17 protein-coding genes are annotated in these 18,734 nt (G+C 63.2%); 9 read left to right on the top strand and 8 right to left on the bottom strand.

Annotated features, from left to right (window positions below; translation table 11 throughout):
• Positions 1 to 8: 8 nt before the first annotated feature.
• The 5 genes from HWV67_RS14725 to HWV67_RS14705 form a co-directional block, all read right to left on the bottom strand.
• Positions 9 to 1,232 carry a multidrug effflux MFS transporter gene (locus HWV67_RS14725; RefSeq protein WP_175651752.1) on the bottom strand — a complete coding sequence of 408 codons (1,224 nt, stop codon included), beginning with the start codon at positions 1,230 to 1,232 and terminating at the stop codon, positions 9 to 11.
• 146 nt (positions 1,233 to 1,378) lie between these two features.
• On the bottom strand, positions 1,379 to 2,338 hold the full coding sequence (feaR, locus tag HWV67_RS14720) for a transcriptional regulator FeaR (protein ID WP_175651751.1): 960 nt from the start codon (positions 2,336 to 2,338) through the stop codon (positions 1,379 to 1,381).
• A 116-nt stretch (positions 2,339 to 2,454) separates the two neighbouring features.
• A complete protein-coding gene (locus tag HWV67_RS14715; RefSeq protein ID WP_175651750.1) occupies positions 2,455 to 3,042 on the bottom strand; it encodes a DUF3156 family protein in 588 nt (195 codons plus the stop codon).
• Positions 3,002 to 4,504, bottom strand: coding sequence for an APC family permease (locus HWV67_RS14710; RefSeq protein WP_175651749.1), 1,503 nt, complete (start codon positions 4,502 to 4,504; stop codon positions 3,002 to 3,004). The genes HWV67_RS14715 and HWV67_RS14710 overlap by 41 nt, the downstream gene beginning before the upstream one ends.
• A gap of 145 nt (positions 4,505 to 4,649) precedes the next feature.
• The gene (locus HWV67_RS14705; RefSeq protein ID WP_095159806.1) at positions 4,650 to 5,147 is read right to left on the bottom strand and encodes a PaaI family thioesterase; all 498 of its coding nucleotides are present in this window, start codon (positions 5,145 to 5,147) and stop codon (positions 4,650 to 4,652) included.
• Between the two features lie 179 nt (positions 5,148 to 5,326).
• On the opposite strand from HWV67_RS14705, the gene HWV67_RS14700 reads away from it, so the two are divergent.
• Complete coding sequence (locus HWV67_RS14700; protein WP_175651748.1) at positions 5,327 to 5,737, top strand: DUF7832 domain-containing protein; 411 nt, start codon at positions 5,327 to 5,329, stop codon at positions 5,735 to 5,737.
• On the opposite strand, the gene HWV67_RS14695 is transcribed toward HWV67_RS14700, so the two are convergent.
• Positions 5,731 to 5,904 (bottom strand): hypothetical protein, encoded by a 174-nt coding sequence (locus HWV67_RS14695; RefSeq protein ID WP_175651747.1) that lies wholly within the window; start codon positions 5,902 to 5,904, stop codon positions 5,731 to 5,733. The genes HWV67_RS14700 and HWV67_RS14695 overlap by 7 nt on opposite strands.
• 64 nt (positions 5,905 to 5,968) lie before the next feature.
• On the opposite strand from HWV67_RS14695, the gene HWV67_RS14690 reads away from it, so the two are divergent.
• Positions 5,969 to 6,547, top strand: coding sequence for a TIGR04211 family SH3 domain-containing protein (locus HWV67_RS14690; RefSeq protein WP_256680135.1), 579 nt, complete (start codon positions 5,969 to 5,971; stop codon positions 6,545 to 6,547).
• A gap of 16 nt (positions 6,548 to 6,563) precedes the next feature.
• On the opposite strand, the gene HWV67_RS14685 is transcribed toward HWV67_RS14690, so the two are convergent.
• Both HWV67_RS14685 and HWV67_RS14680 read right to left on the bottom strand, forming a co-directional pair.
• A complete protein-coding gene (locus HWV67_RS14685; RefSeq protein WP_175651745.1) occupies positions 6,564 to 7,970 on the bottom strand; it encodes a tetratricopeptide repeat protein in 1,407 nt (468 codons plus the stop codon).
• Positions 7,971 to 8,092: 122 nt separating this feature from the next.
• Positions 8,093 to 9,040 carry a LysR family transcriptional regulator gene (locus tag HWV67_RS14680; protein WP_175651744.1) on the bottom strand — a complete coding sequence of 316 codons (948 nt, stop codon included), beginning with the start codon at positions 9,038 to 9,040 and terminating at the stop codon, positions 8,093 to 8,095.
• Positions 9,041 to 9,125: 85 nt separating this feature from the next.
• Between HWV67_RS14680 and HWV67_RS14675 the strand changes: the two genes are divergently transcribed.
• The 7 genes from HWV67_RS14675 (at position 9,126) to HWV67_RS14645 (ending at position 18,664) form a co-directional block, all read left to right on the top strand.
• The gene (locus HWV67_RS14675) at positions 9,126 to 10,178 is read left to right on the top strand and encodes a Gfo/Idh/MocA family protein (RefSeq protein ID WP_175651743.1); all 1,053 of its coding nucleotides are present in this window, start codon (positions 9,126 to 9,128) and stop codon (positions 10,176 to 10,178) included.
• 79 nt (positions 10,179 to 10,257) lie between these two features.
• Positions 10,258 to 11,628 carry an MFS transporter gene (locus tag HWV67_RS14670; RefSeq protein ID WP_175651742.1) on the top strand — a complete coding sequence of 457 codons (1,371 nt, stop codon included), beginning with the start codon at positions 10,258 to 10,260 and terminating at the stop codon, positions 11,626 to 11,628.
• Between the two features lie 15 nt (positions 11,629 to 11,643).
• A complete protein-coding gene (aroQ, locus tag HWV67_RS14665; protein ID WP_110973073.1) occupies positions 11,644 to 12,090 on the top strand; it encodes a type II 3-dehydroquinate dehydratase in 447 nt (148 codons plus the stop codon).
• Positions 12,087 to 13,253 carry a Gfo/Idh/MocA family protein gene (locus tag HWV67_RS14660; RefSeq protein ID WP_175651741.1) on the top strand — a complete coding sequence of 389 codons (1,167 nt, stop codon included), beginning with the start codon at positions 12,087 to 12,089 and terminating at the stop codon, positions 13,251 to 13,253. Before aroQ ends, HWV67_RS14660 begins: the two co-directional genes overlap by 4 nt.
• A 261-nt stretch (positions 13,254 to 13,514) precedes the next feature.
• Positions 13,515 to 15,632 carry a type VI secretion system Vgr family protein gene (locus HWV67_RS14655; RefSeq protein ID WP_175651740.1) on the top strand — a complete coding sequence of 706 codons (2,118 nt, stop codon included), beginning with the start codon at positions 13,515 to 13,517 and terminating at the stop codon, positions 15,630 to 15,632.
• A complete protein-coding gene (locus HWV67_RS14650) occupies positions 15,632 to 16,504 on the top strand; it encodes a DUF4123 domain-containing protein (RefSeq protein WP_175651739.1) in 873 nt (290 codons plus the stop codon). Before HWV67_RS14655 ends, HWV67_RS14650 begins: the two co-directional genes overlap by 1 nt.
• A gap of 12 nt (positions 16,505 to 16,516) precedes the next feature.
• On the top strand, positions 16,517 to 18,664 hold the full coding sequence (locus tag HWV67_RS14645; RefSeq protein ID WP_175651738.1) for a T6SS effector BTH_I2691 family protein: 2,148 nt from the start codon (positions 16,517 to 16,519) through the stop codon (positions 18,662 to 18,664).
• Positions 18,665 to 18,734: the final 70 nt, after the last annotated feature.

Here is an 18,734-nt window from a genome sequence, read left to right as displayed (position 1 = left end):
ACAGGCATTCAATGACCGGCGAGGCTGTTCAGCGTCGCCGTGACGTTGCGGGTGCTGGCCCGCACCAATATCGCAACCAGCAATGCCGCCAATGCCAGCAACAGGGCCCAGTGGGCCGCGCCCAGGGGCGCCATGATGCCTGACAACGGCGTGGCCGACGACGAAATGATCAACTGCATGGCGCCCAGCAGCGCCGCGGTGGAACCCAGCGCACGGCTCTGCGAGGACATCACCAAAGACATCAGCGTGGCCTCGGCCACGCCCAGTCCGAACATCGCCAGCGCAAGTCCGGCGACGATGCCCCACAAGCCAGCACCGGCCAGAGTCCCCAGCAAGGCGATGACGGCACCCACCAGCATGCTCGCCGCGCCCCACTGCGCCAGGCGCGCCAGGCCCTTGCGCGCCACCAGCCGGCCGGCGGTGATCGCCCCCAGCAGGATGGCCACGCCGGTGGCGCCGAACAGCGCACCGAAGGCTTCCACCGACAGGCCGAAGTGCGTCTGGTAGACGAACGACGCGCCGCCGATGTAGGCGAACAGGAAGAAGAACACCGCCGACAGCGCCAGCGCCGGACGCAGAAACGCACCATCCCACGCGATACGGGCATAGGTGCGCAGAAAATCCGCCGGATGCCACGCCATGCGCTTGTCCTGCGGCAGGGTTTCCTTGAGCACCCAGGCCGAATTCAACAGCACCAGCACGCCCAGCCCGGCGAGAGTGAGCATGATCGCCCGCCAGCCAAAGTGAGCGCCGATGAAACCGCCCAGCGCCGGAGCGATCACCGGAGCAAGGCCCTCGATGGTCATCAGCAAGGCGAAAATCTGCGCTGCCCGCGCACCTTCGGCGACATCGCGGACCATGCTCATGATCACCACCAGGGTCAGGGCACTGCCCAGGCCCTGGACGAAGCGCGCCAGCAACAGCGCGTCCAGCGAATCGGCCTGCGCCGCGGCCAGGGAACTGCTGATAAACACCAGCAACCCCGCCAACATCGGCCGACGCCGGCCCAGCGCATCCACCACCGGGCCAAACAGCAACTGCCCCGCGCCCATCGCCAGCAGGAACACGGTCAAGGTCAACTGCACCCTGGCATAGGAAACCCCGTACTCCTCGGCGATACCCGGCATGCTCGCCAGATACATGTCCACCGCCGACGGCCCCAAGGCACCGATCAGGGCCAGGGCGACAGCGAATTTGACGTGAGGGGTCGGGGTTGATTCCAGGGTCTGCATAAGGCTCATTCCAGGTTGCAGTGACAACGACGCCAGTCGCCAGGTTGATTTTAAAAATCAACCTAACGACCGGTAGGTAGACAACAGGGGCGAGCCTAAAGGCAACCCTGCTCAGGGTCAAGTCAGTCAGTGCTGGAAAGTCCTTTTTACGCCAGGGCCAGGCCGGCCAGGCTGGTGCTGCGGAAGTCCTTCGGCGACTGCTCGAACTGTTTCTTGAACGAGCGGCTGAAGTGCGCCGAATCGGTGAAGCCCCACTTGTAGGCAATCGTGGTGATGGATTCGGTCTTGTGGATCGGGTTGGCCAGGTCGTCCGCGCTGCGCTGCAGGCGCACCCGCTGGATGTAACGGCAGACACTGTCGCCCTGCTCTTCGAACAGGCGGTACAGGTGACGCACCGAAATATTCAGGCGACTGGCCAGACTGACCGGCGTCAGGCCGGGTTGGCCGAGGGACTCATCGATAACCTTCTGCACATAACTGCGCAAGTCCGCGCCCTGCAGCGAAGCCGGCAGGTGACTGGCCTGGTCGCTGCCCTCGATGGCCGAGCCGAGCAACGACAGGAAGGCACTGTGCAGCGCTTCACCTTCGGCATGCTCGCTTTCGCCGGCCGGGGTTTCCTTGCAGAGCTGATCCATCAGCAGGTGCAGCATGCGTCCGCAAGCCTTGCTCTGGGAGATCTTGCCGAAGATCCGCTGATCGCTGCCCAGTTGCCGGCAAACCTGATCACGGGAGAGCGACAGCGAAGCGTGTTCGATGAGGCCGAACGGCATGATCTCGCAGGCGCCGACCGCGTCCATCAGCAACATCTCGCCGGGCGCGAGTTGCAGGCTGATGCCGTTCTGGGTGACCTGGGAAAAACCGGTGCGCTGGCTGACCAGGAAACAGCTCTGGTCGTTGTCGCGGTCGGCCTTGAGGCCGTTGCGGCGAATGACGCCGGCATTGGTGCGCAGATTGGCCATTCCCAGCCCACCCCGCGACCAGGTGGAAATCTCGCCGATGAACAACGAGCGGTTGAACGCAAGTTCGGTTTCAAAATACCCGCAAGTAGCCTGCATCGCCGCGTTCCAGCGATCCAGGGCCGAGCCGGTAGCCTGATGGATACTCATACGTACCTCCACAGTGGCATCTTGTTTTTGTCACGCAATAGTTAACATGTTATCTATATGCACGCAACAATTCTGTAAGCCTGTATGTGAAAGCACATTGAGTGCCAACTTGAAGATCAGAGCGATTCCAGCAGCTTTTTCAACCCAATCAATGCCGTTAGCAGCAGGTCCCGCTGCTGCGGACTGATGCGGATATACCGCCGAAAAGCCGGCATCCTGTTAACAACTTCACTACCGCCCATGTGTTCCAGGGTAACAGTCCACTGTCCCTCCGCCCGCTCCAGCCGCAGGCGTTTGAAATCCAGCGGCATCAGCGCCTGGAACAGGATCGGGTCCTGCTCCAGCCGCTGACGGATCCTGTCCGCCAGCCCCGCTTCCCCGCCCTTCTGTTTCCAGCCGATCCCGGTGCGGCGAATCGCACCACGATGATGCGCATCCAGGCGGACCGTGCCCTCGGAGCTGGCACGGCATTGCAGGCGAAACTCGCAGAGCACGAGGTGCATGAGCAGTTGCGCTTCGGCGCGCTCGCGCACTTCGAATTCGAGGCCGCCGGCCAGGGCGAAACGCGCCCGGCCGACTTCCAGGACCTGGCACTCCTTGACGCCAAGGTTGCGCCGCAGGTGCTCCAGGGTTACCCCCGGGCGATAGCCCGAGGGTGCACGATCAAACAGTCTTTGCCACAGGTTCGGCGTAGTAGTCGCCATGATGCGCTCCAGGTTCGTTGGCGAATTCCTTGGCCAGGACTTCTTCGACCACCGCCGGTTTGAACGGGTTGACCTTCTGCACCACCAGCGTCCAGAACAGCGCGTAGACCGCAGGGCCGCCGAGCATCCAGGCGAACGGCACGTAAACGTCCGCAGGGTTCATGCCGGGCGGAGTGATGAACCACATGCCGATGATGATGCCGACGCTGGAGAGGATTTGCGGCAGCGGGAAGAACGGCGAGCGGTAGGCACGCGGCAGGTCCGGGCGACGAATACGCAGGATCACTACCGACACTGTCACCAGCAGGTACGCGGTACTCCAGGCGCACACCGCCGCCAGCACTAGGTGCATGATGTTGTCGGTGTTGCCGCCCAGGTACAGGGCATGCAGGCACGGGATCAACATCGCCACCAGGATGCACAGCAGCGGCGTCTTGAAGCGCGGGTGCAGGTAGGTGAAGACCTTCGGCAGCGCGCCGTCCACGGCCATGCCGTAGAGAATCCGCGGCACACCGGCCATCAGCGTGTTGATGGTGGCAGCGCCGGCGAACAGGAAGCCAATGCCCAGCCACAGCGGGCCGATATCACCCATCACCTGTTCGGCGAATTTCGGGATCGCCATCGGCGTGTCCAGCAGGTGCACACCGCTGGCGGCGTCGAGCACCACGTTCTCCACCTGACGCTTCATTGCCGCGCCATAGATGAACATGCAGGACGCCACGCCCAGCAGGCCCAGCGCCATCGCCCGCGGCATGGTCCGCGCCGAGCGACGCAGGTCCGGGGCCAGCGGCGTGACGAACTCACAGCCGACGAACATGAACATCGCCATGCCCACCAGCGAAAGCACGGTGATCAGGTCGGTGCCGACCATCGACTCACCGAACCAGCCGTCCAGTTCCACCGCCGGCGCAGCGATCAGGCCGAGCACGCCGAACACCATCAGCGTGGTCCACATGCCGAACGTGAGGATGATTTCCGCCTTGCCGAAGGCGCTGACGCCAAAGGCGTTGAGCACCGCGAACATCACCACGAAGCCCACGCCCAGCAGCCAGGAGCCGCCGGCCGATTCGGCCAGGGTATTGAGGTGTTCGAAGTTCACCAGCGCCATCACCCCGGCGAGGATGGTTTCCGCAGTGCCGGCAAAGACGTGGACGATCAGATACGCCGACAGCGTGCCGGTGATCGCGAAGAAACGGCCCATGCCGCAATTGATGTAGTCGTAGACCGAACCGGTGGTCGGCAGGATCGACGCTGCTTCGGCGAAGGTGGTGGATTGCGCCAGCATCAGCAGCACCGCGATCAACATCGCCATGGCGAAGGCACTACCGCCGATGCCGAAACCCATGGTCGCGGTCAGGATGACGGGGCTGGCCATGATCAGGCCGATGGTACTGGCGAGGGCGGTGGGGAACCCGATCGTGCCCCGGTTCAGGTGCGCGCTGAGCGTGTCGTTGAGCGACATGGTGAAGGACCTCAAGAGCCGTTGTTATGGTTGTGCGTCACTGTGCGCCGCACTCCATGCCACGTCTTGCCCCAGACTGCCGGGGGTTTTGTTGCTGGCTGCCAGGTCCTTCCTTTGAGAGCAAATGTCTTTGAGACTGCGTCAGTCAGCCCTCCCCATGCGCCTTCTGCTTCAACCGCTCGGTATCCACCCGCACGAACACCGAATCCGCGGTAACGGTCAGCACATCGCCGGCCCAGACCTCGCAGATCACCCGGCTCTTGCGCCCCACCTCGCCCTCGACCCGGGCCTTGAGCGTCAGTTCCACGCCCATCGGCGTCGGCTTCAGGTAGGTCAGGCCAAGGTGCCCGGTCACGCAGTCGATACGCGGCAGCGAACCCGGCTCACGCCCTTCGGCGCGGTAGTGATAGGCCATGGCCGCCCAGTTGGAATGGCAATCCACCAGCATCGCCAGCAGGCCGCCGTAGACCAGGCCGGGCCAGCCGCAGAACGTGCTGTCGGGCGCATGCGTGCAGATCAAGTGGATGCCGTCATCGGCCCAGTGGCTTTTCAGATGCAGCCCGCTGGGATGGGCCGAACCGCAGCCGTAGCAAACACCATCCGGCGCAGCCAGGTCCTGAAGGGATAGAGCGTGGGAGTTCATGGGTTTCCTGATTTGTTTTTGTAGGAAAGTTCAGATGTTAACGCTCTCGTCCTACCTTTCCAACACACCCACCAAAGTCCACCTCGATGCGTCATTAGGTCTCACATGGCGACCCGCCATCGCCGGAAGGAGTAAGCTAGCCCCCAGCCAAGCCAACCATCCGAACAAGGACCGCTGTGATGATTGCTACTGATGCTTGCAGGCACCACGCCGATGACGGTTCGCCTTGCGCTTATCCGCGCCGGGCGCCGTACGCCGGGCTGTTCCTCGCCTGGAGCGCGACCCGCAACCTGCTCAGCCGCGATTTCAACGCCGACTACGACGCCGAGATCCAGGCCCTGGGCGAACGCCTGATGACCCCCGCGCGCTTTTTCCAGTTGTGCTGCGACGGTTTTCTGGTCGATGAAGACCTCAACCGCCAGGGCAATGCCTTCGCCGCCTACTACCTGAGCCTGCAAGCTCCGTCCCTGTCCTGCGACCTGCAGGAGCTGCTGGATAGCGACGTCGAACCCGCGGCGAGCTGGGACCACTACGATCTGCTCAAGCCGCGCTTGGACCTGCGATTCGCCCAATGGCAGGCCGGTCAGTGAACCTGATGCGATAAAAACTGTCTTTGCGCTGGTGGCTTGTCGAGATTTCCTACAAAGACAAGCCCCGGGGACGTCCAACGGTTATCCCCTTTCTCACCCTTCGTTGCGCTGGCGGCAGGCATGCGGCTGGCGGTTTTCATTTTTTTCTTCTCGGGGAAGATAACCATGCGCCTGCTTCGCCCTCTCCGCGCACGCTCTGCCGTGCTACCCGCGCTGTTCGCCGGCGTGTTCATGAGTGCTCTCGCCCACGCCGAAGAGCCTGCCGGCGATGATCGCTGGGTCAGCGACAGCCTCAGCACCTACGTGCGCAGCGGCCCGACCGAGGGTCATCGGCTGGTCGGCACGCTCAAATCCGGACAAAAGGTCAAATTGCTCACCACCCAAGGCAACTTCAGCCAGGTCCGTGGCGAATCCGGCGATGTCGTGTGGATCGCCAGCAGCGACCTGCAGAACGTCCCCGGCCAGGCCGAACACCTGCCGCAACTCACCGCCCGGGTCGCGCAACTGGATGAACAACTCAAGACCATCGACGACAGTTGGAAAACCCGGGTCCAGGGCATGCAGGAAACCCTGGATTCGCGCAAAGCGCTGATCGACGAACTGCAGGCCCGCAACCAGTCGCTCAACGAGGAACTGACCGAGGCCCAGTCGCAACTGCGCGACACCCAGGCCCGGCTCGGTGACGAGAACAAACAGGTGCTGATGCGCTACATGGTCTACGGCGGCGGCATCGCCGGGGCCGGCTTGTTGGCGGGGTTGATCCTGCCGATGCTGAGCCGCGGTCGTAAGCGCAACAGCGGCTGGGTCTGACGCGCTACGCTCGCATTCAGAGACTTTCGGGCTTGTCCCCATCGGCCATGGTCTGGGCGACCTGGGCCATGGACAGGAGCAATTCAACCCGGGTCCGTGAAGCTTCGTAACGGCTGCCACCATCCTTGCCTTTGGGGAGGGTCGACATCGCCTGATAGGCACGCGCAAAATCCTCACGGGCCGCCACCTCATCATCGACGTGGTAAAACATATAGCTGGCATTCAACCAGGCTTGCACGTGCCCTTTGGCGTCGCCCTGCAACGTGGCCAGCATCCCCGGGACACGGGAGGTCAGCGACCGGGACAAATCATCGAAACCCAGCTTGCGGGCCGTCAGGCCCAGCTTGACGGCCGCCTGAATGTGATCCGCCCCAGTTTCGGTGCCGTCCTTCGGCAAGCTGTCAGCCCCGCGCCGTAACGCCTCGTGTGCCAAGGCCGCCTCCCCGCGCTCGGCGTACACGCCAGCCAGAACAAGCTGCCCCACCGTATAGGAAATGGACCGTTTGGCTTTGAAGCTTTCAAGGAAGCTCACCAGCGCCGGCAGGTTCGGCGATGTTGCGCCGTGCCGCACAGCATAGTTCTCAACGTGCTGCACGGCAGCCTCTACATTGTCTGGCACCCGCTCAGCACGCTGCATGGCTCCTAGATAATCGCCCTGGCGCACCTTGTAGTTCATCCAACTGTAGTCGGCGTTACCATCGTACTTTTCTGCCAGGTCCGGCCTTCCGATGGTTAGGGCTGCCTCGACGATCTCCGGCCTGATACGTTCACGATCACCCCAACTCGCCGTCTTGTAGGCCGCACGCAAGGCATTTTCCGCCCGCTCCATCTGCCCCAGCCTCGCGTATACATACGCCAGATGAGCCATAGTTCCGGCTGCGTGCCAGTCATTGGATAGGTCCTTGGCCGCAACCTCGAGCAGCGGCGCCATGGCTCGCATAACCTGCAGGTCATCCGTCTCGCGGATCTCACCGGCCAACATCCTAACCAGCAGTGGCTGGTCTCGGCCCCGCTGGAGCATTCGCTTGTAGACCTCCACCGCCTGATCCTGGCGGTTCAACGTCAGGTAGGTACTGGCCAACTGAATATTGGTCTGGTAGCCATCGTCGCACTTGATGCCGCTGACAACCTCCAGGCGCTGAGCCTGCGGCACATCGTCGGCAACCTGTACCACGCGCAGTTGGGTGACGGGAAAGGACCCTTCACGAGCCAGAGCCAACGCCTGCTCGTAACGGCCATAGCGGGCCATAGAAGCCACAGTCATCGCCTTGGCGCTTCCAACTTCCAGGGCCTGTTGGTAGAGGCTGTCAGCCAACTGACGCCATTGACCATTGGCGATCAGGACCTGAGTTTCTTCGCCATGGGCAGCGCTGACAGAAAAGCAGAACATCAGCCCAAGCAGTGTATGAAGTGATCGTTTCATAAGGGACGGTAACCTTCCGTGGAACCAGCCCACCACGATATCAAAAAGCCACAATCCCGACGAGCCACAGCATTGAACGGTGGAACAGACTTACGCCCGGAATGAAAAGACCAGACAACTGATCATGCCTCTTTGCGCTCCAACGCATAGGGCCCGTTCGCCAACTGCTCCCGCAAAAACGCCACACACGCCCGCACCTTCGCCGAACTGGACGAGCGCACCGCCGTCACCGCCCAGATATCCGCCGGCTGATGCCAGGCCGGCAGCACCCGCACAAGGGCGCCGCTGGCCAGGCTGCCGGCCACGTCCCAGCGCGAGGCCATGATGATGCCGTGGCCGTCGTGGGCCCACTGGCGGACGATGTCGCTGTGGTTCGAGGCCATCGGCCCGGTGACCTTCACCGTCTCCGCGCCGTTCGGGCCCATCAGCCGCCACACGCCGAAACGGTCATCGCGACTGCGAAACAGCAGGCAATCGTGCTGGGCCAGGTCCGCCGCCACCTTGGGCATGCCCCTTCGCGCCAGATACTCCGGCGATGCCGCCAACACCCGGGTGCTCTCGGCGATGCGGTGGGCGATCAGGTGCTTTTCCTGCACTTCGCCGACGCGGATATCGATGTCGAAATTGTCGGCGATCAGGTCCACCCGCCGGTCCAGCAACTCCACCCACACCTCAAGCGCCGGGTACTGTCGCCGCAACAGCGACAGAATCGGCGCGATGTGCTCGCGGCCCAGGCGCAGGCTGGTGCACAGCCGCAACGTGCCTTGCGGTTCGCGCTGGCCACCGGACAGCGCATCGACCATCGCCCCGACGTCCTCGAGAATCTTCTGCGCCCAGACAAACGCCGCCTCGCCATCGCTGGTGATGTTGACCCGCCGGGTGGTGCGATTGAACAGCTTGACCCCGAGTTGCTCCTCCAGAGTCGCGATGCGCTTGCTGACATGGGCCGGCGATAGCCCGGTCTCGCTGGCGGCGGCGATGAAACTGGAGCGCCGGGCCACTTCGCAGAACAACTGCAGGTCCCGCAGCAGCGGCTCATTATTCGCTGTGAGCACATTCTGATTCTTCATTACGCCCGATTATCTCCTGGGACTTTTTATTTAGCCTCTCACAAAACCTGCCTTGTCGCACAAGCCAGAACAACAAGAGAGACCTATGAAGAAGATTCGCATTGCCGTCGCCGGCGCCGGCCTGATCGGTCGCCGTCATATCGAACTGATCCAGGCCAGCAACGCCTGCGAGCTGGCCGCCATCGTCGATCCGCTGCCCGCCACCGCGCCCTTCGCCGACAACCTCGGCGTGCCGCTGTACAGTGACCTCGACAGCCTGCTGGCCGCGCAACGCCCGGACGGCGTGATCCTCGCCACCCCCAATCAATTACACGTCGACGGCGCCCTGACCTGCGTTGCCCACGGCATTCCCGCACTGATCGAAAAACCGGTGGCGCACACCCTGGAAGAAGGCAAGCGTCTGCTGGCCATTGCCGAGCAGGCCGGGGCGAAACTGCTGGTCGGCCATCACCGCGCCCACAGCGCAATCCTGCAGAAGGCCCGTGAAGTGATCGCCGAAGGCGTCCTTGGCAATCTGGTGGCGGTGATGGGCAGCGCGCTGTTCTACAAGCCCGACGACTATTTCGACGCCGCACCCTGGCGCCGCCAGGCCGGCGGCGGTCCGGTGCTGATCAACATGATCCACGAGATCGGAAACCTGCGTTCGCTGTGCGGCGAGATCGTCGCCGTGCAGGCCCAGGCCTCAAGCGCCACCCGGGGTTTCGCGGTGGAGGACACGGTTTCCATCAGCCTGCGCTTCGCCAGCGGCGCCCTCGGCACCTTCATGCTCTCCGACACTGCTGGCTGCGCCCGCAGTTGGGAGCAGACCTCGCGGGAAAACCGCGACTACCCGAGCTACGACGACGAAGACTGCTACGTGCTGGCCGGCACCCAGGGCTCGCTGTCGATCCCGACCATGCGCCTGAAGTACTACGACAAACGCGAAGACCGTTCATGGTGGAAGCCGTTCGAGACGGCTGTCGCGAGCCTTGATGAAGCGGATCCGCTGGAGCGTCAGTTGGCGCATTTCTGCCAGGTGATCCGTGGCGAAGCCGAGCCGCTGGTGGGCGTGCGGGATGGTTTGCGTAATCTGCAGATTGTCGATGCGATCAGTGAAGCGGCCCGGACGGGGCAGATCGTTTCAACCGAGCAGTTGTAACAACTTGGCGACCTCATCGCTGGCTTGCCGGTGATGAGGCCCTGAAGACCATCTAATAACAACAAGAAAGGGACCCCAAATGGCCCACAACACCCACCAAACCAAAAAAGCCACCGCCAGCGGCTGGGTCGGCTCCGCCCTGGAGTACTACGACTTCTTCATCTACGCCCAGGCTGCGGCGCTGATTTTCCCGCAGATCTTCTTCCCCGCCGGCGACCCGAAACTGGCAATCATCGCCTCGCTCGCCACCTACGGCGTCGGCTACCTGGCTCGCCCGGTGGGCGCCTTCGTGCTCGGCCACTGGGGCGACACCCGCGGGCGCAAGAATGTCCTGCTGCTGTGCATGTTCCTGATGGGCATCGCCACCTTCGCCGTCGGCCTGCTGCCCACCTTCAACCAGATCGGCTACTGGGCCCCGGCGCTGCTGGTGGTGCTGCGGCTGATCCAGGGCTTCGCGGTGGCAGGCGAAATCGCCGGCGCCAGTTCGATGATCCTCGAACACGCGCCGCCCGGACGCCGAGGATTCTTCGCCAGCTTCACCCTGCAGGGCGTCCAGGCCGGCCAGGTGCTGGCGGCGGCGATCTTCCTGCCGCTGGCCTACTTCATGCCCGAAGAAGCCTTCAATAGCTGGGGCTGGCGCATCCCGTTCCTGCTCAGCGCCGCGGTGCTGATCGCCGCGTTCATCATTCGTCGCGAGGTCAAGGAACCGGAAGCCTTCGTACAGAAAGTGGAAAACGTCACTCGCAGCCGCTCGCCGATCCGTGAAGCTTTCAAATACAGCTGGCACGGCATGCTGGTGGTGTTCGGCGTGTCGCTGATGAACGTGATCCCAGTGGTGACCACGGTGTTCGGCGCCGCCTATGCGGTACAGCCGGCCTACGGCGTCGGCTTCGACAAGAGCGTGTACCTGTGGATCCCGGTGGTCGGCAATATCGTCGCGGTCATGGTGATCCCCTTCGTCGGCAACCTCTCCGACCGCATCGGCCGGCGCCCGCTGATCATCGGCGCGGCCATCGGTTGCGGGCTGATGTCCTTCGCCTACCTGTACGCCATCAGCATCCACAGCGTGCCGCTGGCCTTCGCCGCGTCGCTGCTGATGTGGGGCACGATCTACCAGGGCTACAACGCGATCTTCCCGAGCTTCTTCCCCGAACAGTTCCAGACCCACTACCGCGTGTCGGCCATGGCCGTGGCGCAGAACATCGGCTACATGATCACCGCCCTGCTCCCGGCGCTGTTCACCGCCGTGGCGCCGCCGGGCTCGGACAACGTGCCGCTGCTGATCGGCGCCATCACTTGTGTGGTCACCGCCATCTCGGCGATCGCCGCCTGGAGTGCGCCGGAAACCTTCCGCACGCCGCTGGACCAGCTCGGCAAACACGACGCCGTGGCCCTCGACAAAACCACTTATGACGCGCAACGGGCCCAGGCCCTGCGCACCACCCCCTGACCGGAAATGCTCTCCATGCAAACCCTACTCGTACTCAACGGCCCCAACCTGAACATGCTCGGCCTGCGCCAGCCCGAGGTCTACGGCCGCGAAACCCTCGCCGATGTCGAAGCGCTGTGCCGCGCGACCGGCGCCAGCCACGACCTGAACATCGAGTTCCAGCAGACCAACCATGAAGGCCAGATGATCGACTGGATCCACCAGGCGCGCGGCCGAGTCGCCGGCATCGTCATCAACCCTGGCGCCTGGACCCACACCTCGGTGGCCATCCACGACGCGCTGATCGCCGCTGAAGTGCCGGTGATCGAGGTGCACATCTCCAATGTGCATCGCCGCGAGTCGTTCCGTCATCACTCGTATGTATCGCTAATCGCGCAGTCGGTGCTGGCCGGTTTCGGCACCCACGGCTACGCGCTGGCCATCACCCATTTCGCCCGTCAACTCCAAGGAAGCCAAGCATGAAACCCCTCGGCAATCCCACTCAACGCCTGCGTCTGGGCTTCGTCGGTGGTGGACTGGAATCGTCCATCGGTTCCACCCACCGCTACGCTGCGCACCTGGACGGGCAGTTCGAACTGGTGGCCGGCGTCTTCGCCCGCGACCCGGCGCGCAACCGCGCCGCTGCCGAGGCCTACGGCATCGCCGAAAACCGCATCTACCCGGACTTCCAGAGCATGGCCGTGGCCGAAGCGGCCCGCGAAGACGGCGTCCACGCCGTAGCGATCATGGCGCCGAACGCGGTGCACGTACCCGCCAGCCTGGCCTTCCTCGACCAGGGCATCGACGTCATCAGCGACAAGCCGCTGGCGGCTAACCTCGCTGAAGCCGAGACCCTGCTGGAGCGGGTCCGCCGTGGCCCGGCGCTGCACCTGCTGACCCACAACTACAGCGGCTATCCGCTGATCCGCGAAGCCCGCGAACTGATCGCCAGCGGTGTGATTGGCGACGTGCGCCTGGTCCAGGTCGAACACGCCAGCGCCTTCGGCACCCACCCGCTGGAACAGCAAGGCGCCAAGGCCCTGATGTGGCGCACCGACCCGGCGCAGTCCGGCGCGTCCTCGGTGCTGGCCGACGTCGGCGTTCACGCCCATCAACTGCTGCGCTTCGTCACCGGCGAGGAAATCAGCGAAGTGTCGGCGGAACTGAGCACCCTGGTGCCGGGCCGCGTCAGCGACGACAACGCCCACGTCAAACTGCGCCTGGGCAACGGCGCGCGCGGCATGCTCTGGGCCAGCTTCGTCGCGGCCGGGCATCGCCATGGTCTGCAACTGCGAGTGTTCGGTTCCAAGGGCTCGCTGTACTGGCACCAGGAAGACCCGGAGCGTCTGGAAGTGCGCTACCAGGACCAGCCGCACCAGATCCTGCGCCGTGGCGAAGCCTGGTTGAGCGAATCGGCGCGGTTGTCGACGCGGATCAAGGCGGGCCAGCCCGAGGGCTTGCTGGAGGCGTTCGCCAATATCTACAGCGAAGCGGCCGAGCGCATTCGCGCCCGTCGCGAGCAACGGGCGCCGAGCGCGCAATCGCTGCTGTGCCCGACGGCCGAGGATGGATTGCGCGGGATGAGCTTTATCGATGCCTGCGTGAAGTCGGATCGGGCAGAAGGGCGCTGGACTGAGGTCGCCTGAGTGTTGCGCGAGGATTGTCTCTGCCGCTGACCCGCAATGCAGGTCGCGTTTCCAAAGCGCAGCTATTTCATCCGTTTAATTGGGATTTTTCCTATATACCCGCCGCTGACCGGCATTCAGGATTTCTGCGGAATTCATTCCTCACGCAATCCCCTGCGGTCAGCGGCCAGCAAGTACCTGGCTGGCGCCCTGGTGGATACCTATCCACATGCGCCCCCACGCTGAAACTGGCATTGGGGGCGCAGTTGCAGGGAGCACTGCATGCCCGCCCAATCCGACCTGCGTTTCACCTTCACCGCCGGCGCCGATGACTTCGAAGTCGTCGAGTTTCACCTCACCGAAGGCCTCTCTGAGACCTTCCGCCTCGAAGTCGACCTGAGCTGCACCAACCCCGCCGTCGACTTTGGTCAGGTCCTTGATCGCCCTGCGCTGCTTACGCTCTGGCAAGGCGGCCAGCCCGTTCGCTATGTGCACGGCTCGGTCAGCTCGTTCCAGCAAGGCGAAACCGGTTTTCGTCGCACCCGCTATCGCGCCATCGTAGAGCCGCGCCTGGCCCGCCTGCGATTGGCCTCGGACTGGCGCATTTTCCAGACCCTTACCGTGCCTGATATCGCCACCGCGATGCTCAAGAAGCACGCCCTCAATCTGGACTACGAACAACGCATCACCAACCCCCATGAAACGCGGGAATACTGCGTGCAGGCGGGTGACACCGACTATCACTTCGTCGAACGCATCATGCGCGAAGAAGGTTTTTTCTACGGCTTCCTGCACAGCGCCGAAGGCCATCGCCTGGTCCATTGCGACCGCCTGTGGATCTTCGGCAAGCAGCCCGGCCTGCCGGGGGAATACAACCCCAAACCCGGCGGCGACCGGCCGGGCCCGGCGCTGCATAACTTCGCCTACACCGAAAACGTGCGCAGCGCCCGCCAGACCCAGCGCGACTACAGCTTCAAGAACCCGCTGTACAACCAGCAAACCCGGCGCGAAGCCACCGACCTGGAGCACCAGGCCGAGAGCTACGAGCGCTACGATTATCCCGGCCGTTACAAAGGTGAATCAGGCGAAGCCTTCACCCGCGATCGCCTGCGTGGACTGCGCGGCGATGCCTGTCAGGTCATCGCCGAAGGTGACGACGCGCGGCTGGTGCCTGGCATCTACTTCGACCTCGTCGGCCACCCACGCGAAGACCTGAACCGCGGCTGGCGCCCAATCCGCCTGGAGCACCGCGGCAAGCAATACGTCAGCCAGGGCGAGGACAGCGCCGACGCCAGCCAAGGCACTCACTACAACTGCGTTGCCACCCTGGTACCGGACGATGCCGAATGGCGCGCCGAGGCGTTGCCCAAACCACGTATTGACGGCCCGCAGCCGGCGAAAGTGGTTGGCCCGCCTGGAGAGGAAATCTACTGCGACGAATTCGGCCGGGTGAAGGTGCAGTTTCCGTGGGACCGCGAAGGTAACGAGGACGAACACAGCTCCTGCTGGATCCGCGTGTCACAGAACATCGCCGGCGCACTTTGGGGCCATATGGCGATTCCGCGTATTGGTCAGGAAGTCATCGTCAGCAACTTCGACGGCGACCCGGACCAACCTGTCATCACCGGCCGGGGCTTCAATGCCCTGCAGCGACAGCCCTACGAACTGCCGGCGCACAAGACACGGATGACCCTCAAGAGCCAGACCCATAAGGGCGACGGCTTCAACGAGCTGCGTTTCGAGGATGAAGCGGGACAGGAAGAAGTCTTCATCCATGCCCAGAAGGACCAGAACAACGTCGTCAAGAATGACGAAACCACCTTCGTCGGCCATGACCGCAGCGAGCAGGTTGAAAACGACGAAACCCTGACCATCGGCCACGACCGCAAGGACACCGTGGGCAATCACGAACAGGTGGTCATTGGCGTAAACCGGCGGCATCAGATCGGCCAGGACGACGAGCTGAGCATTGGCCGCCATCACACCATTACCACCGGCGAGGATCGTACCGAACAGGTTGGCAATGACCGCCTGGACAAGACCGCTGCCAATCAGCGGATTGAAATCGGCGGGCATCTGGGCCAGCAGGTGCAAGGGGATGTCACGGTGAGAGCCGGCCAGAGCATTACGCAGCACACCAAGGTGCACGAAATCCATGCGTCCGAAGCCGTGATCATCAAGGCCCCGGGCGGCACGCTGCGTATCGATGGCGCGGGAATAACCCTCGATGGCATCTCGATCCGCGAGCTTGCCCCCATGACGATGAGTGCAGCCGGGAGCAGCAACAGTATCGTCATGACCGGTGTTCCCGTGACGGGCGAACCCGTCTGCGTGGGATGCCTGCTCAAGGCCATGGCCGAAGGGCGCAGCCTGATTTCCATGGAAGGAGAGACCGCCTGATGTCGCCTTTTGCAGAAGAATTGATGGACCAGCTCCGTAAAGCATCGAACCTTCGCTTGACGGCCATCGTGGAAATGGCTCGCGTACCGCTCCCGGCGCGTCAACGCTTGATCGAGCGATTCTCGCAAACGGCCTACCCGATCCTCTACCAGCAATGCTTTGCCAATCTTCGGGATATCGGCCCTTGGTTGTTCTCCTCCGGTGAACACCTGAGCCTCGATAGCCAGTACGACTTCCACTGCACCTTGGTCGAAATCGCAGGCGATATGCCCTGCGCCTGGCTGGTGAGCGCTCTGGAGCCGTCCAGGCTCGCCAATCATCTCGGCCAGGCCGCCACCGTCCGAGGACCGGATGGCGCTTCATTCCTGTTGCGCTTTTACAGCGAGCAAGCATTTCCCGTGCTGCACGCTCGCCAGGACCTGTCCGGTATCGCCGAATTGCTGGCGCCCATCCATTCATGGTGGGCATTGGAGCCTCACGATGAACGCAATGCCTGGCGGCACTACGGGGGCCACAACCGACCGGATCATTACGGCATCCCACCGATCCGGCTGGACCAAGCCTGTTGGGATGCGTTGACGGGAAATCCGCTGCGCTTTCAGTTGTGCGATCTGCTTCAGCAAGCGTTGGCCCCTGGGGAGACTGAAAACGGCCACGCAATCCGGCTGGCACGGGTGCACCAGTTGCTGGTCGAGGCACGGGAGTGCGGCTTGCACCGGCCGGCAGACCTAAAGGATTACGCCATCTTCCTGACCCGACATGGCCCGGACCTGCGCCAAAACGCTACGTGGCAAGCCGCCCTGACAGACGCTCGGGACGATGCCAAGCCCCTCGCACAAGCGCTCAAACAACGCCTTTTCCAACATTCCTGAGTGGTTCCCATCATGTACAGCTGGAAGGAAACCTTCGAACTCTGCGACAAAAGCAACACGTTTGTGGCGAACCTGAACCCGGGCCCGGTCGTCTCCTGCACCCGAACCTTTTCCTTCCTGCCCCTGCGTTATGGCGCGGTTGGAGGTACTGCCAGCCAGAGAGGACAACTGCCATTCCTGTCGGCGTATTTCAGCCAACCGTCAAAGGTCGGCCGGCTCAGCGAATCCGGCTATGCCCTGCGCCCCCTGCGCGAAGGCTTTCTGTATGTCCTCATCAGGCGCAAGGAGGCCAACTACGCCTGGCATAGCCAGTACCGCGTGTCCGACCTCGCCAGCCTCGAGTTCATCGATGCCGACCAGCCCTGGGCACCGGCTAAACCGCCCTTTACCGGGGACGGTGGCGTCAAGGGGCTGAGCTGGATGCTGCGGATCCAGGACATGGACAGCATCGAAGACCTGCGCTTTCTCTACAGCCCTGTGCCGTTGACCAGGAACGTGCGCGACAAATACCGGCAACAGCAAAAGTACCGCAGCACCATGACCTCGGTGGACGTCGCCGGGCTGATATCGGCAGAGCCGCCGCGCATGGATAACGTGCTCTCCCATGACGAGCTCGAACTCATCGCGGAATACGCCTCCGACAGCAAGCCGGCGCTCAAGGAACACCTGAAGTCCCAAGCCTTCGCCCCCCTGTTCCCGCCGCCACGCCAGGCGTTGCTCGCTGAAATGCGGCCCGATGCCAATCGCAAGGCTCAGCGCGGGGTAGCCGTCGTCTTGAACGACGCGCTCGGTATCGTCCAGGAGCTCAATGCCTGGCGCAACGCGAGCAGCGATTCGCTCGAAGCCTTCATGGCGCAGGAGGACGAGGAAAAGGTCGACAACCACCGCAAATTCACCATCGCGTTCGCCATCGACAACATCAGGAAGCTGCTGGAAGACGAGGCCGAGGTCACTTACCACAAGAATAAGAAGCTCCAGAAGCACATCGGTGTACGTTACACAGACCCTGAGTATCAGGCGGGCAATCGCCACGTGTTGGTGCAGTCATCGGGCAACTACCGGACCTTCCATAATCCCGCGCACCAGCAAGAGGTCTACAGAACCGAACTCAAGAGCCAGCGCGCCGAGAGCTGGGACAAGTACGCCCCCTACATTGACGAGCACATGCGTCAGGACTTCCTGAAGCGCTACCGAGCCGAGGTCGACAAGGCCGATACGGCTCGCGATGCCCGCACCGAGGATCACCTGCTCTGGCTACAAAGTGAGCAATTGCTTCAAGCCCTCGACCTGTTCGACCGCAACGACACGGAACAGGCCCTGCTGTTCGAAGACCAGATGGGCAAGGCCATGACCGGAATGAACGGCACCGAGGCCGGCCAGGCCCTGCTCGAGCGCTGGCGTGAAGCGGACGTTTCCCGAGAAAACCTGTACTGGCGGTCGCTGGCGCAGAACCAGCAGGCCGCCGAGGACGAAGTCGGCACCCTGTTCAACGAGCGCGGCCTCCTCGAAGACCTCGACTCCGCGGCCTTGCAGGACCGGATGAAAAAGCTGGCCGTGCTCTACGACAGGGGTCATGCCCTGATGGACGCACTGGCCGAGGGGACCGGCGGCCCGCCATCCGGCTATCTGGTAGGCGGCGCGATGCTGATCAACACCCTGGGCAACTCGCTGTTCCAGAACAAGCCCGCGACCGTGCTGGACAAGTCGGCCAACCGGGTCGCCATGACCCTCCTGCATGCCCAACTGGGGCGCTACGCCAAAACCATCCATTTCGAAACACGCGGAGGCAAGCCACTGAGCCGAGGCGCGGCGGCGCGCATCGACCGCGCCGCGACCCGCAGTTTCGACAACGCCCTGCGCGGCGGCAGCCAGGGGCCGATGACCGAGATGCGCCTGGGCAGTGTCCTGACGGTGTTGGAACTGTGGAACCTGTACAACCGGCTCTCTGTCGAGGACAAGAACAGCAGGCAGTACATCGAGGCGGTGTCTGCGGTGGTGGCTCTCACCGCTGCGGGGCTCGAAATAGCTGCTGCGGCGGTGGCGTTTGGTGCGCGCAGTGAGAATGCCGCGCTTCGGCAGGGGGCCAAGGTGTTTGGGGAAGTTGCGGTTGGGGGCTGGGATTCTGGCAGGGGCGGCGGGGTTGGTGGGGGCGTGGTATGACGGTCAGGATGCTCTTGATAACTGGCGTATCGATAGGTACTCGCTTGCTGGTGTCTACGCTTTGCGCGCA

Origin of the sequence: Pseudomonas sp. Marseille-P9899 (genome assembly GCF_903166565.1) — a bacterium.
GTDB classification, from domain to species: Bacteria; Pseudomonadota; Gammaproteobacteria; order Pseudomonadales; family Pseudomonadaceae; genus Aquipseudomonas; species Aquipseudomonas huaxiensis.
The sequence above is the reverse complement of the archived record's forward strand: the minus strand, read 5'-3'. Positions and strand labels throughout refer to the sequence as shown.